This is a genomic window from Georgenia sp. Z1491 (genome assembly GCF_057652395.1).
Map to the genome: position 1 here is coordinate 832,186 of NZ_CM172729.1, position 14,245 is coordinate 846,430.

Here is a 14,245-nt window from a genome sequence, read left to right on the forward strand (position 1 = left end):
GACGGTCACCGTACGGCGGACCGCGTCGGCTGCGAAGGGACGCCGTACGTGAGCCGGCGCAGCAGCGCCTCGGCAGGACCGCGTCGACCCCGCCGGGCGAGGGCGTCAGCGCCCAGCACGGTGAGCAGCCACGCGAGCAGGGCGAGCCCACTCGCCGCGGCGGTACCGAGGTCGCCCCCGAGCCCGAGCGTCCATGCCGGCAGCAGCGCGACGAAGATGACGGACTGGGCGAGGTAGCAGCTCAGCGAGCGCTCGCCCGTGGCCCGCAGCGCATCGATCACGCGCCTGCCCGCGCCGCCGTCGCGGTCCCTGCCCAGACGGCGGGCGAGCAGCGTGACCGCCGCCGCGTACCCGAGCCCGGCGAGGACGCCGGTGAGGATGTGCAGCCACGACCAGCCGACGAGGGCGATGTCCCCCGGGGTCCACACCCGGGCGGTCGCCAGCGCCGTGCCGACCCCGCCGAGCAGCCCGACCGTGATGCCGACGCCGGCCGTGCGGCGCAGCAGAGCCAGGTGCGCCCCGGGGCGTTCGAGGATCCGGCGCCGGCCCGCCCAGACACCGACGAGCATCGGCGCACCGACGGTGAGCAGGCCGACCGGACCCATCAGCCACTCGACCGGGCGCCACACGAGCGCCTCGATCGGGTCGCCGATGGCGAACGACCACATGTGGCCGCGCTGGGTCGTCACGGCCCCGTCGGCGTAGACGAGTCCCTGGATCGCGGAGGCGACCACGAGCCAGACCACGGCCGCGCGCAGCAGCGCCCGGTCCGAGATCTGCAGGACCCCGGCGAGGACGAGACCGAGAAGCCCGTACCAGCCGAGGATGTCCCCCGAGAACCCGAGGAGGGCGTGGCCGGCGCCGAACGCGACGAGCCAGAGCGAGCGGCGGCGCAGCAGGCGCCGCACGTCGTCCTCGCCGAGCCCGCGGTCGCGCTGCCGGTCGGCGATCCGCACGAGCCCGTAGCCGAACAGCGCGGCGAAGAGCGGGTAGGCGCGGGCGTCGACGGCCAGGGCGACGACGAGGGTGACGGCGCGGTCGAGCACGCCGTCCTCGACGATGTGCTGGCGTAGCCCGTAGGGGCGGTCGTGCAGGTAAATCGCCACGTTGGCGACCGCGATGAGGGCGAGCATGAGACCGCGGGCGAGATCGGGAGCGAGCGCGCGGGCCGGTCCCGGGTCCGTGGTGGTGGTTGATCGGTCCATGCTGTCGACGCTATGGACGCGGACGCACGGCCGGATCAGCCGATCGGCGGAGGGGGCGCGGGACCGCGGCACGGGCGCACGACGCCCGCGATGGCGCAACCTCGCCAGGATCGAGTCCGGCGGTCAGTCGGGCGGGCGGACGAGCTCGGCCGGCACGACGTCGATGTCGAACGGCGCGGTGAGGTGGGCGGCCGCGGCGCCGCTCGCACTCGCGACCTCCACGTACCGGCCGTCGACGAGGTCGAGGGCGAGGATGCCCGGCTCCTGCGGGTCCACGATCCAGTACGACTCGACGCCCGACTCCTCGTACTTCGAGCGCTTGAGCACCTGGTCCTTGCGGCGTGTCGACGGCGAGAGCACCTCGACGGCCAGCCGCAGCGGCGTCGTCACGTTCGCCGGGCCGGAGTCGCCGACCCCGATGACCAGCAGGTCCGGCTGCAGGGAGGTGCGGCGGTCCGGGCGCCAGTCGAACGGGGCGAGCAGCACCTCGCACCCGGGCGGACGGGCGGCGCTGAGCAGGAGGTGCAGGTTGCCGATGGCGCGCTGGTGGGCGAGGACCGGCGCCGGGGTCACGAGGAGGATCCCGTCGAGCAGCTCGTACTGCAGGCCGTCGTCGGGGATCCGGTCGAGGTCGTCGACCGTCCACCCGTCCGTGCGCGGCATCACCGTCATGACGCTCATGGTCCTCCACCTCCGCCGTCGTGTCACTGCCCGTCATGCCACGAGCGTGGCCCGGCGGCCGAGGGTGCGTCCGTGCGCGTCCACAGGTCGCGCGGCAGGGTGGGCCGGCACGGGCCTGTGGGCACAATGGCGTCCGGCCCGCCCCGGGTCCTGCGGGGCCCGGACCGGGAGGAGCTGCGGCGTCGTCGTGCCGAGGGAGGGAGAGCCGGTGTTCGTCAAGATCTGCGGGATGCGCACGGTCGAGGACGTGCGGGAGGCCCGCGGCGCCGGCGCCGACGCGGTCGGCATCGTCGTCAGCTCGACGAGCGTCCGCGCCGTGCCGCCCGAGGACATCCCCGGGCTCGTCCGCGCAGCGGGGGGCACGACCACCGTTCTCGTCGTCCACGACCTGCCGGTCGACGACGCCGTGGCTCTCGCGCGGGACGTCGGCGTCGACGTCCTCCAGCTCCACGGGTACGGCGAGGCCGACAACCTGCGCGGTGCCGCGACCTTCCCGCGCGTGTGGCGGGCCACCTCCGGGGCCGACGGATCGACCGAGGTCCGGGCGCACGACGAGGAGGTCCTCCTCCTGGACTCGGCGACCCCGGGATCCGGGGACACGTGGGACGTCGAGGAGCTGACCTCCCCGCACGGCCGGTGGATGCTCGCCGGCGGGCTCACGCCGGACAACGTGGCCGAGATGATCTCCCGTGTCCACCCGTGGGGCGTCGACGTCTCCAGCGGCGTCGAGGTCACTCGCGGCGTCAAGGACCCCGCGCTCATCCACCGGTTCGTCGCCGCCGCGCGCAGCGTGCACGACCGGTAGTCCCCCCCACGGCGTCGGGCCGGATCGACCGGGGTGACGATCCGGGCCCCGGCCGATCGTCATCACTGTGCGCGACCATCCTGGTTGCGTGAGACTGACGACGACGGACGGAGACGATCATGCGATTCGCACTGCTGCTGCACAACGGAGAGCCGGACCCGGGGCAGGTGTCGGACGAGGACATGGCGGACATGCAGCGCCTGTTCGGCGAGTACGCCGACGCGCTGACGCGGGCCGGCGTGCTCGTCGGCGCCGACATCCTCACCGCGCCCGGGGACGCGCGCACCGTCACGCGGCGGACGGGGGAGACACAGGTCCAGGACGGGCCGTTCGCCGAGACGAAGGAGGCGCTCGCCGGCGTGTTCGTCGTCGACGTGCCCGACGCGGACGCCGCACTGGCGTGGGCCGAGCGCTGCCCCGCCAGCTCCTACGGGACGATCGAGGTCCGCCCGGCCGCGACGTCGATCGTCGACGGGACATGGACCGCCTGAGCGCCGGCACCACCCAGGACGCGCGCGAGGTCGCGCACGACGCCGCGGCGCGCGCGGCCCGGGACGCCTACGGTCGGGTGGTCGCTCTGCTCGCCGCCGCCGACGGGGACCTCCAGGCCGCCCAGGACGCCGTCGGCGACGCCCTCGAGCGTGCCCTGCGCGCGTGGCCCGAGGGCGGGGTCCCGGACGACCCGGCAGCCTGGCTGCTCACCGTGGCCCGGAACCGGGCGCGCGACCGTTGGCGATCGGCCGAGACCCGCCTGACCGGCCCCCTCGACGACGACGTGGCGCGCCGCCTCGGCGTCGTCGAGGAGGTCGACCCCGACGCGGTCGGCGACCGGCGCCTGGAGCTCATGCTCGCGTGCGCGCACCCGGACATCGACCGGGCGGTTCGCACCCCCCTCATGCTCGACGTCGTCCTGGGGTTCACCGCCGCCCAGGTGGGCCGGGCGTTCGTGGTCCCGGGCCGGACCATGGCCACGCGGCTGACGCGGGCGAAGCGACGGCTCAAGGCCGCCGGCGTCCCGTTCGAGGTCCCCGACCGGCACGCCCTGCCCGAACGGATGGCCGCCGTGCTCGAGGCCGTGTACGGCGCCTACGTCATCGAGTGGTCCACCGGCGAGGAGCCGAGCAGGCTGCCGCCGGAGGCCCGGTACCTCGCCGAGATCGTCGCCGAGCTGGCCCCGACCGATCCCGAGGCGCGCGGGCTCGCCGCTCTCGTCCTGCTCTCCGCCGCGCGCGCGGGAGCGGGCAGCGGACCGGACGGTGAGTACGTCCCCCTCGATCAGCAGGACCCCGGGCGTTGGGACCGTTCGCTCATCGAGCGCGCGCACGAGCACCTGCGGGCCGCCCACGCACGCGGCGTCGTCGGACGGTTCCAGCTCGAGGCGGCGATCCAGGCGGTCCACTGCGCGCGCACACCGGGCGCGGCGACCGACTGGCCGACGCTCCGACGTCTGCACCGCGCGCTCGACGAGGTCGCACCGTCGCTCGGCGGGACGACGGCGTACGCCGCCGTGCTCGGCACGACGGACGGACCGGACGCGGGACTCGCCGTGCTCGAGCGGATCGCCGACCGGGCCGGCGGGTTCCAGCCCGCCTGGGTCGTGCGTGCCCACCTGCTCCGGCTGGCCGGCCGCACCGACGAGGCCGTGGTCGCGTACGAGCGGGCGATCGCGCTCACGCACGCGCCCGCGGAACGCCGCCACCTCCAGCGCCGCCTCGCCACGGCGACAACCTCGGACTGATCCCCTCCCTTCGCCGAGATCGCGTGCGACCTCGTGCGACAGACGGCGGGACTCCTCAGGTGCTCCCTGGGGGCAGGTCCGGGGACACCTGTCCCCATCCGCTCCGGCCGTCCGTACCCGACGGCAGCTAGCGTGTCGGCCCCGGCCGCCGAGCATCGGCGGCCCGACGGGGGAGGAGATCGAACGTGCGAGTGGAGCTGCAGCCGCGACATCGGTGGATCGGCATGATCGTCTTCGGGGTGATCTTCACGCTCCTGGGTCTGGTCGCGGCCGTCGCGGCGCTGGTGGTGATGAGCGAGACGAGTGATCGGCTCGCCGTCGGATTCATCGCCGTGCTGTTCCTCGTCGTGGGCGTGACCGCACTCGCCTTCGCGCCGCGCGCCAGGCGCGAGATGGGGGCCAAGGGTGCCGGCGACCTCAGGCCGGCGGCCCCGGACCCGGTCGTCCAGGAGCCCGACACGCCGTGGCCGCTCGCCGCGGTCGCTGCCGCGCTGGCCCACGAGCTGCGGGACACCCCGTACGTCGTCGCCCACAACGACGAGGTGATCCACGTGCGCTGGGAACTGCAGGACCGGTCCTGGTGGGTGCTCGCCCAGCGGAACGGGACGAACCGCGTCTTCGAGACCCGCCTGGTCATGGCCGGTCCTGGCAAGGTCACGCGTTCCGACCACTACTACGCCCTCGACTGGCAGGCGGGCGCGCCGGTCGTCGGCGCGCTCAGGGGCAGCAGCGGCGGCGGCCGGGTCTGGCGCTTCGAGAAGCGTGTCGAGCTCGGGACGAGCACCGACGGCGCGCCGACGCCCGTGGACTACACGTTGAACACCGCCGACCTCAACACCCCGCTGCAGGCGGTCCTCGACCGCGCAGGATGGACCAAGCCGAAGCTGGGTGCCGAGGCCAAGGGTGCACTCATCGTCGGCCTGATCGGCGCCTCCGCCGTCGTCATCGTGCCGATCGTGTTCCTCGTCCAGTGGTTGACGGGTCGGTAACCACCTCTGGCCGGTTCGGCGAGCGAGCGGTTCCGCGCCGTCGGGCCCACGCCTGCGGGCACGGCACGGCCGCCGGGCCCGCCCCGGTGGTGTGGATCCCCACCGGGGCTGGCCCGACGCCGTGCGCCGCGCTCGGACGCGAGGGCTGTCGGGTCAGACCTGCCCGAGCCTCCGCATCAGCAGCCCGACGACGATGAGCGCACCGGCGAGCCCGGTCAGCAGGAGCGTCGCTCCGGCGCCGGTCTCCGGCAGCTCGTGCACCGGCGCACCGGCGTCCGTAGGCCCAGGAGCCCCGGCGGGGGCGGGAGCCTGCGGCGCACCGAGCTCGACGACGACGGGCGTGGTGCCGTCGACACCCGGGTCAGTGCCCGGGTCCGTGCCCGGAACCGTCGGGTCCACCGGGTCGGTCGGGTCCACCGGGTCAGTGGGGTCCACCGGGTCAGTGGGGTCCACCGGGTCGGTCGGGTCCACCGGGTCGGTCGGGTCCACCGGCTCAGGCGTCGTGCCCTCGTCGACGATCTCGGTGTCGCCGATGATCGTCACGGTCGGGTCGCCGAGGTCGATCGGCACAGTGACCGGCAGCGTGATGACGTTCCCGGCCAGGATGTCCTCGAGCAGCGATCCGGTGGAGCCCTGCTCGGACGGCGTGGTCACGTCCACCTCGGAGACCGGGGCGGCCGGCGCAGCCGGGGCCTCGGTCCTATCGACGGTCGTGTCACCGATCAGCGTCAGCGTGATGTCGCCGACGTCGACGGGGATGGTCACCGGTGCGGTGACCGTGTTGTCCGCGGCCACGTCCTCGGCGACGCCGTCGCCGAGGAGGTCGCCCAGGAGGCCACCGTCGAGCAGTCCGTCCGAGCCGTCCGTCGGGGCGGTACCGGTCGCTGCGTCGGCCGTGTTCACCGTGGTGGTCGAGGTGGGTGCCTCGGTGGGTGCGGCGTCCTGGGTGGAGTCGATCGTCGTGTCGCCGAGGACGCTGGCGGTGATGTCGCCGACGTCGACGGGGATGGTCACCGGTGCGGTGACCGTGTTGTCCGCGACGACGTCCGTGACGGCCGCGTCGTCGGTCGAGCCCTGCCCGCCCGGGGCGTCCACGGTGGTGGTCGAGGTGGGTGCCTCGGTGGGTGCGGCGTCCTGGGTGGAGTCGATCGTCGTGTCGCCGAGGACGCTGGCGGTGATGTCGCCGACGTCGACGGGGATGGTCACCGGTGCGGTGACCGAGTTGTCCGCCGCCACGTCCTCGGCGACGCCGTCGCCGAGGAGCTCGTCGCCGACGATCTCCTCGACGATCCCGTCGTCACCGGTCGGCTCCTCGGGCGACGGAGCAGTGTCCTCGGCAACCGGGGCCGGGGACTCGGCGGGGGCGGACACCGAGGTCTGCGACGTCGGTGCCGCGACGGCCGTCTCGACGGCCATCGCCTCGTCGACATCGGTCGAGCCGCCGGCCGTGACTGTCGGGTCGCCGGCGGTGACCGGCGCCGTGATCGGCAGCGTGGCTGTGTTGTCCGCGACGACGTCGAGTGCGAGCGGCTCGTCCGGGTCGGCCGGCGGCGGCGAGGGATCGTCCGCGGGCGCCGGCGCAGTCGTGACGTCGACCGTCGAGGTCGGGGCCGGCTCGGGCGCCGGCACCTCCTGCGAGTCGACGTCCGTGTCGCCGAGGACGCTGGCGGTGATGTCGCCGACGTCGACGGGGATGGTCACCGGTGCGGTGACCGTGTTGTCGGCGACGACGTCCTCGACGAGGCCGTCGAGCGAGAGGTCGTCCGTCCGGCTGTCGTCGGCCTGGGCCGCTGCGGCCCCTGCGACGAGCAGCCCGCCCGAGAGCACCGTGGCTCTCAGCGCATGGCGAAGCAATGCATGCATGATGAGTCTCCTTGGGATCTGCCTGGGGTGCGCGGATGCGCGGGATGCGTCTGCCGGCACGCGTGTGCCGACCGGGCACCCCTCAGGCAGGGGAGACCGGGACCTCGTGGTCGACGTCGAGGAGGGCCCGATCGGCAGAGTCGCCGACGGCCCAGGTCAGGGCTGCGGTGTCGAGTACGAAGCGGCCCGCCGGCGCCGCGTCGGCGCCGCCGGCGCGGACCGGAGAGTCGGTGCCCTGCGTGAGGACCGCGAACGAGTGTCCGCCAGAGGCGGCGGCGTCGAGGAGGTGCGGGAGCTCCACCGTCTCCGTGGGCGACTCGTGGGTGTCCCGGTCGGCCGCGGCCCGCTCGGGGGTGATCTCGGTCGCGGTGACGGGAGCGTCCGAACGGGCGGGCTGGGGCGCGTCCGCGATGTCGGGGACGAGCGTGGCGGCCGCGGCGGCGGGCGCGTGGTGGTCGGCGCGGCTGGTCGTACCGACGCCAGGCTCGGCGGCCGGCTCCGCGGGGTCGGCCCCGGACGATCCGGGCTCCGCCGGCGCAGGTGGCACGACCGGTGGCGTGCCGGGCGGGTCGACGGCGGGTTCGTCGACCGTCGGAGCCGTCGGGCCCTCGAGGGAGGGAGCGAGCTCGCCGAGGTCGACGACCTCCTGGACGTCGACGGCAGGACGCACGGTCGACAGGACCTCGTCCACGGTCGGTGCGAGCGGCTCGAGGACAGGGTCGAGGGCCTGGGTGACCGGCGCGGCGACGTCGAGCACCGGCTCCACGACGTCGAGGACCGGTGCGGCGGCCCCGGTCACAGGCTGCACCACGTGGCCGACCGGCTCGAGGACGGGACGCAGCGAGTCGGTGAGCGGACCGGTGGTCTCGAGGACGGGGGTCACGACCTCGTCGACGACGGGGGGCAGGACCGCGTCCGTCACGGGGGTCACGGGCTCGACGACCTGTCCGACCACCTGGCCGAGGGGGGCGGTGAGCTCCTCGAGCGGAGCGGTCGCCTCCTCGAGCACGGCCGCCAGCGGGTCCGTCAGCAGGGCGAGCGGATCGGTGGTCCGGGTGGGGGACTCCGACGGCGGCTGCTCGGCCGGTGCCGGTGCGTCCGTGGCACCGGGCGCGTCGGCCGGGGGCGAGTCGGCCGGAGTCGGTGCCGGTGCCGGGGACTCGCTCGGTTCGGGTGCCTCGGTGGGGATGACCCCGTCGGTGGGCACGGAGTTCTCGGTCGGCACCGGTGCGTCGGTGGGGATGACCCCGTCGGCCGGTGCCGGATCCTCCGTGGTGGCGGGCGCTGCGGTCGGAACCTGTGCCTCGTCGGCCGACACGTCGGTCGCCGGAGGGATGACCGCCGGGTCCTCCGTCAGGACGGGCACCTCTGCGGTGCCCACGTCGTCGCCCGGCGCCCCCTCCTCGGTGCGCGCGGCGTCGTCGGCAGGTACGTCCTCGTCGTCCGGAGCGGCTCGGTCCGCATCCTCGACGTCCGGAGGCGTCGAGACGATCGGCTCGACCACGTGCTCGACGACCGGGTCGACGACGTGCTCGCCGAGACCGTCCAGCACGGATCCGAGGATCGAGTGCTGGTCGTCGACGGGCGTCGACGTGCCGTCCGCCGCAGCGGGCGAGGCCAGCGCGAAACCGAGCACGGCGAGCGCGCCGGTGCCGCCGATCGTCGTCAGGCCACGGGCTGCCCAGCGCGGCAGGCGTCCGCGCCTGCTCTGCACCTGGCCGTCGCCCGGTCCCATGGGCTCGCTCCCGTCGAGAACTATCGCCTGCGTCACAACCTATCGAGGTGTGTCGATCCTGCAACCCGAGCGCGCCCGGGACGGCCCGGTGAGGAGGCCGCGGCCCCTGGTTCGCCGACCGTCCCCGACGCCCACGTCGCGCGCCCCACCGCGGGGCCGGGTCCGTCGGCGCGGTCGGGCCTCGACCGTGGCGTCGCGTGACATCCTCGTGGCCGCACCGCCCACCGCACGAGGAGACCCATGGACCGGATCCCGCGGCTCGCGAGCGAGCTGTTCCGCGTCAACGTGGCGTCCGCCGTCGCGCTGGCCGTCACGATGGTGGCGTTCCTCCCGAGCATGTCGTCCCTGGTGAGGCGGCTCGACGAGTACGAGAGCGCGCGGGAATGGCTGCGGGTCTACTTCGGCGAGCTCACCGTGCCGATCGTCCTGGTGTTCTGGGTGATCTTCGCGATCGTCCACATCGTCCTCACCCACCGGGCGTTCTCCCGCATGACGCCGATCGACCTGCGGCGGGTCGCCGCCGTGCAGGTGCGCTCGCGCGGCCGGTGGTGGCGAGCCATGGTCGGTGACGTGAGCGCGGAGTCCTGGACGGTGCAGGGCGCCCTCGTCGCTGCGGTCGGCGTCCTCGCGATCGCGCAGACCGACCAGTTCCGCTCCTCGACCTGGATGCTGCTGCTCGGGCTCGCCTCGGTCGCCGGCTCCTGGGCGCTCATGATCTACGCGTACGCCACCCGGTACATGCGCCTCGACGTCGGTCGCAGGGTCCTCGAGTTCGACCTGCTCTCGGAGCCCCGTTACCGCGACTACCTCACCCTGTCGGTGCTCACCTCGACGATGCAGGGTGCCGGCGTGCGCTGCCGCACGAGCGAGTCCTGGTCGGTCATGCGGACCCACTCGATGCTCGCGTTCGCGTTCAACACGGTCATCGTCGCCATGACCGTCAGCCTGCTCGTCGGCGGCCTCGGCAGTATCGGGATCTGACGGCGACCGTCCCGCGGGAACCGTCGGCCCCGACCGCCGTGAACATGGCGGTCACGGCCCGCCCGGTGTGCTCATCCGACCGGGAGGGTGGCGGTGATCGCGAATCCGCCCTCCGGCGTCGGACCGATCTCGACGGTCCCGCCGAGCGCGCGGGTGCGGTCCCGGATCCCCGCGAGCCCCAGGCCGGCCCCCGGCCCGGACGGCGTCGCCTCCTCCGCGGCCGGCCCGTTGACGACCGCGACGCCGACCTCGTCCGAGCCGACGGCCACGGTGACGGCCACCTCGGCCCCCGGCGCGTGGCGCAGTGCGTTGCTCAGCCCCTCCTGGACGATCCGGTAGGCCGTCAGCCCGGTGGCCGGCGGCACGGAGGCGGGATCCTCGCCCTGGTGGTCGAACGTGATGGTCGCGCCCGAGCTGCGTGCCCCGTCGACGAGCTCGGGCACGTCGACGAGGGCGGGCTGCGGGGCCAGGTCGGCGTCCTCACGCCCGCGCAGCACGCTGAGCAGCCCGCGCATCTCCGTGAGCGCGGCGCGTGACGACGACGCGATCGACGCGAACTCCGCATCCACCTCGTGCGACGTCCCGTCGAGGCGGAACGGTGCGGTCGTCGCCTGGACGGAGATCACGGACATGGAGTGCGCGACGACGTCGTGCATCTCCTGCGCGATCCGGTTGCGCTCCTGGAGCTCGGTGCGCCGCTCGGACTCCGCGGCCCGGGCCTGCTGCTCGGCCTCCAGGGCGTGCCGGCTGCGCAGGAGGAGCCCCATGCCGCTGCCGGCCGCGAGGAGTCCGGCACCGATGCCCGCGCACACGATCGCGTTGGCGACCGCACCGCCGGTGTCCGGCCGGACCAGGATCGCGACGATCGAGACGAGCGCGCCACCCGCCCACAGGCCCGAGGCCCATCGCCACCCGTGCTGGAGCGCGAGGACGAGCAGCGTGAGGAGGAACGCGATCATCGTCGGGACCGGCCACGGCCACGGGGCCGCGGTCGAGGCCGCCGCCGCGGTGCCCGCGGCCGTCACGAGGGCGAGCGCGATCGCGACGGCCGGCCACCGCACGGCGAGGACGAGTGCCGTCGAGGTGGCGAACGCGAGGACCATGGCGATCGCGACCTGCACGCCGTGGACGTTTGCGAGGACGGGCCACCCGACGGCGACGAGGATGACGCCCGCGTAGATGCTGCCCAGCCAGGCCCAGCCGGTGCGCGGCGAACGGAGCGCGAGGAGGTCGGCCACGGGGTCGGTGGTGCCGGTGCTCGTCATCGCTGCTGCCCCCCGGTGGCCGTGGTCGCCGGCGGGGCCGCGAGCGCGACGGTGGTCGCGCCCGCGTCCATCAGCGCCATGAGACGCACCACCCACGGCGTGGTGAGGAGGAAGACCAGGCCGGCGAGCCCGGTGAGGATCGCGTCCGCGGCGAAGCTCTCCGCGAACGACTGCGAGACCCATCCGTCGGGCAGCTGGAGCAGCAGCCACTCGACGCCGGTCATTGCGTCGTCCTCGGGGAGGAACAGGCCCCAGAACCAGTAGGTGAGCCCGCCGAGGGCGGTGACCGGCCAGATGATGGCCACGAGCCCGGTGAACAGTCGCAGGGGGAAGGCGAGGAGTCCCTCGTAGAGCAGGTCGAGCCAGCGTCGCGGGTCGGCGAGCAGCCGGAACCAGCCGCCGAGCCCGCCGCGGTGCTCGCGGTAGCGCGGCGTGGTGACGTCGGCGCCCCAGACCCGCAGCCGCGCCCGGGAGATCTGCGCGAACCCGGTCGCGACGACGAGACAGAGCGGGAGGATCACCGCGCCGATCCAGACGACGAACGTGGCGACCCCGGTGACGAACAGCGCGAGCAGGACGGCGAACGCGACGATCGCGAGCACCGTGCCGGGCACGAGGTAGCCGAGGTCCCGGCCGAGCGTGCGCACGGCACGGCCGGCGCGGGAGGTGCGTGGTCCGGCGGCGGAGGCGGTGGTCATGTGGTCACGTCCGTATCTGGTGGGTGGGGACAGTGTGTCGGAGCGGTGGGGGACCGCGGCGGTCGTGTGCATGACAGGGACTGTCGTCCGGTGGTCGGTGCTCCCGCGTCACCCGTGGGTGTGAACCGGGCCCCTACGGCAGAGGGAGCCCCGGGACGGCAGGAGGTCGACCGACGTCGGGGAGGGCCGCCCGACTACGGTGTCCCGGTGAGCATCTCGCCGGGCACCTCGGTCGTGCGCGTGGCAGTCGTCGACGACCAGGCCATGGTGCGCCAGGGCTTCGGCGCGCTGCTGGACGCCCAGGAGGACATGACGGTCGTCGGCAGCGCGTCGGACGGCTCCGAGGTCGTCGACCTCGTGCGCCGCACCCGCCCCGACGTCGTCCTCATGGACATCCGCATGCCGAAGGTCAACGGGCTCGACGCCACGCGGGCCGTGTTCGCCATGCCGGGCGACGAGCACCCGCGGGTCGTCATGCTCACCACCTTCGACGTCGACGAGTACGTCTTCGCCGCGCTGCAGGCCGGTGCGAGCGGCTTCCTGCTCAAGGACGCCACGGCCGACGAGCTCGCCGGCGCCGTCCGCGTGGTGGCGGCCGGGGAGGCGCTCCTCTCGCCGTCGATCACCCGCAAGGTGATCACGGACTACGCGGCCCGTCCCTCGGGACGACCCGACCCCACGGTGCTCTCCCCGCTGACCGAGCGCGAGCTCGAGGTCATGCGCCTCGTCGCCACCGGGCGGTCGAACGGCGAGATCGCCGGCGATCTCTTCCTCGGCGAGCAGACGGTGAAGACCCACGTCTCCCGGATCCTCACCAAGCTCGGCCTGCGCGACCGCACGCAGATCGTCGTGACGGCCTACGAGTCGGGGCTCGTCGCCGTCGGTAGGTGACCGGTGGGCCGGCCAGCCGGCTGGTCGGCCGTCCGGCCGGTCGGTGCGCCGGGCGCGAGGTGCTCGCGGAGCGTTCCGCCCCGGTAGTCGCGACGCAGGCGCCCGCGGCGCTGGAGCTCGGGGACGACCCCGTCGACGAACTCCGTCAGCGAGGACGGGTACAGCGCCGACATGACGACGAAACCGTCGGCGGCCTCGGCGTCGACGATCGCGCACAGCTCGTCCGCGACCGTCGCCGGGGAGCCGGTGGGCTGGGGCTTGAGCTGGCTGATCGCCTGCCGCTGCGCGAGCTCGCGCACGGTGAGGTCCTCCGCCCGGCTCGCGCGCAGCAGCATGTCCTCGAACCCCTCGCTCCCGGTCGCGCCCCGGTGGGCGGTGAGGAGGTCCGCCGCGCGGGCGTGCGGGTCGAGGTCGTCCGCGTGCAGCAGACGTCCGAGCATCGTGAGGATCGCGCGCTCGTCGAGCAGCGCGGCCATCTCCTCCAGGCGGGCACGGGCGGCGTCGTCGGTCGCGGCCACCACGGGCTGGACCGCGGCCAGCACCCGCAGGTCGTCCGGGTCCCGGCCCCACGCGGCGGCGCGGGCGCGCAGGTCGGTGCGCAGCGCGCGCATCGCGACCGCGTCCTCGGCGACGACGAACACCACCTCGGCCCATCGGGCGGCGAAGGTCCGGCCCCGCTCCGAGGCGCCCGCCTGCATGAGCACCGGTCGTCCCTGCGGGCTGCGCGGCAGCGTGACCGGTCCTCGGCTCACGGCGTCCGCGTCCGTACCTGCGCCTGCGCCCGCATCCGGGACCCGGTGCACGTGCGCCGGGTCCGCGAACATCCGGCGTTCCCGGTCGAGCACGAGGGCGTCCGGCCCCCACGAGTCCCACAGGTCCAGGACCGTGCGCACCACGCGGTCGGCCCGGTCGTAGCGGGCCGCCTTGTCGGGCATCGCGGACAGGCCCATGTTGCGGGCCTCGGCGTCGGTGGTCGAGGTGACGATGTTCCACGCCGTCCGACCGCCGGAGAGGTGGTCGAGGCTGAGCATCGTGCGAGCGATGGCGTAGGGCGGCAGGAAGGTGGTCGACATCGTCGCGCCCACGCCCAGGTGCGTCGTGGCCGACGCCGCCACCGTGGCCAGGGTGACGGGGTCGAGGTAGATCGCCCCCTTGCCGCCAGTGCGGACGGTGGTCGCGTAGTCGCCGGCCGCGTCCTCCGGGACGGCGAGGGCGTCCGGGAAGAAGATCATGTCGAACCGGCCGCGCTCGAGCGTGCGGGCGAGGTCGGCGTAGAACGGCGCGCTCAGCCAGTCCCCACGCGAGAGCGGGTGACGCCACGACTCCGCGTACTGGCTGGTGGGGGCGTTGACCAGGGCGACGAGGTGCATGGATCTCTCCGTCGGTGGTGGTGG

Annotated in this window: 13 protein-coding genes; 6 read left to right on the forward strand and 7 right to left on the reverse strand. The window is 74.3% G+C overall.

Annotation, left to right across the window (positions count from 1 at the left end; translation table 11 throughout):
* Positions 1-5: 5 nt before the first annotated feature.
* Together AC24HA_RS03890 and AC24HA_RS03895 are read right to left on the reverse strand one after the other, a co-directional pair.
* The gene (locus AC24HA_RS03890; protein WP_425709288.1) at positions 6-1,205 is read right to left on the reverse strand and encodes a DUF418 domain-containing protein; all 1,200 of its coding nucleotides are present in this window, start codon (positions 1,203-1,205) and stop codon (positions 6-8) included.
* A gap of 123 nt (positions 1,206-1,328) precedes the next feature.
* Positions 1,329-1,886, reverse strand: a complete 558-nt coding sequence (locus AC24HA_RS03895) for a Uma2 family endonuclease (protein WP_425709289.1) — start codon at positions 1,884-1,886, stop codon at positions 1,329-1,331.
* A gap of 208 nt (positions 1,887-2,094) precedes the next feature.
* Here AC24HA_RS03895 and AC24HA_RS03900 point away from each other — a divergent pair, with 208 nt between their 5' ends.
* The 4 genes from AC24HA_RS03900 to AC24HA_RS03915 all read left to right on the forward strand — a co-directional run bounded on the left by AC24HA_RS03900 (position 2,095) and on the right by AC24HA_RS03915 (position 5,418).
* Positions 2,095-2,691 carry a phosphoribosylanthranilate isomerase gene (locus AC24HA_RS03900; RefSeq protein WP_425709290.1) on the forward strand — a complete coding sequence of 199 codons (597 nt, stop codon included), beginning with the start codon at positions 2,095-2,097 and terminating at the stop codon, positions 2,689-2,691.
* A 119-nt stretch (positions 2,692-2,810) separates the two neighbouring features.
* Positions 2,811-3,182 carry a YciI family protein gene (locus tag AC24HA_RS03905; protein ID WP_425709291.1) on the forward strand — a complete coding sequence of 124 codons (372 nt, stop codon included), beginning with the start codon at positions 2,811-2,813 and terminating at the stop codon, positions 3,180-3,182.
* On the forward strand, positions 3,170-4,429 hold the full coding sequence (locus AC24HA_RS03910) for an RNA polymerase sigma factor (protein ID WP_425709292.1): 1,260 nt from the start codon (positions 3,170-3,172) through the stop codon (positions 4,427-4,429). The genes AC24HA_RS03905 and AC24HA_RS03910 overlap by 13 nt, the downstream gene beginning before the upstream one ends.
* A gap of 224 nt (positions 4,430-4,653) precedes the next feature.
* Positions 4,654-5,418, forward strand: coding sequence for a hypothetical protein (locus AC24HA_RS03915; protein ID WP_425709293.1), 765 nt, complete (start codon positions 4,654-4,656; stop codon positions 5,416-5,418).
* A 153-nt stretch (positions 5,419-5,571) separates the two neighbouring features.
* Here the strand turns inward: AC24HA_RS03915 and AC24HA_RS03920 are convergent, their stop codons facing one another.
* Positions 5,572-7,281, reverse strand: coding sequence for a hypothetical protein (locus AC24HA_RS03920; protein ID WP_425709294.1), 1,710 nt, complete (start codon positions 7,279-7,281; stop codon positions 5,572-5,574).
* A gap of 82 nt (positions 7,282-7,363) precedes the next feature.
* Positions 7,364-9,016, reverse strand: a complete 1,653-nt coding sequence (locus AC24HA_RS03925; RefSeq protein WP_425709295.1) for a hypothetical protein — start codon at positions 9,014-9,016, stop codon at positions 7,364-7,366.
* A 240-nt stretch (positions 9,017-9,256) separates the two neighbouring features.
* Here AC24HA_RS03925 and AC24HA_RS03930 point away from each other — a divergent pair, with 240 nt between their 5' ends.
* Positions 9,257-9,997, forward strand: coding sequence for a DUF1345 domain-containing protein (locus AC24HA_RS03930; RefSeq protein ID WP_425709296.1), 741 nt, complete (start codon positions 9,257-9,259; stop codon positions 9,995-9,997).
* A 71-nt stretch (positions 9,998-10,068) separates the two neighbouring features.
* Here the strand turns inward: AC24HA_RS03930 and AC24HA_RS03935 are convergent, their stop codons facing one another.
* Positions 10,069-11,262: a sensor histidine kinase gene (locus tag AC24HA_RS03935; protein WP_425709297.1), complete on the reverse strand. Its 1,194-nt coding sequence runs from the start codon at positions 11,260-11,262 to the stop codon at positions 10,069-10,071.
* Complete coding sequence (locus tag AC24HA_RS03940; protein ID WP_425709298.1) at positions 11,259-11,960, reverse strand: sensor domain-containing protein; 702 nt, start codon at positions 11,958-11,960, stop codon at positions 11,259-11,261. Before AC24HA_RS03940 ends, AC24HA_RS03935 begins: the two co-directional genes overlap by 4 nt.
* A gap of 264 nt (positions 11,961-12,224) precedes the next feature.
* Here AC24HA_RS03940 and AC24HA_RS03945 point away from each other — a divergent pair, with 264 nt between their 5' ends.
* Complete coding sequence (locus AC24HA_RS03945) at positions 12,225-12,851, forward strand: response regulator (protein ID WP_487563607.1); 627 nt, start codon at positions 12,225-12,227, stop codon at positions 12,849-12,851.
* Here AC24HA_RS03945 and AC24HA_RS03950 read toward each other — a convergent pair.
* Positions 12,818-14,221: an NtaA/DmoA family FMN-dependent monooxygenase gene (locus tag AC24HA_RS03950; RefSeq protein WP_425709300.1), complete on the reverse strand. Its 1,404-nt coding sequence runs from the start codon at positions 14,219-14,221 to the stop codon at positions 12,818-12,820. The two genes, AC24HA_RS03945 and AC24HA_RS03950, sit on opposite strands and share 34 nt — an antisense overlap.
* Positions 14,222-14,245: the final 24 nt, after the last annotated feature.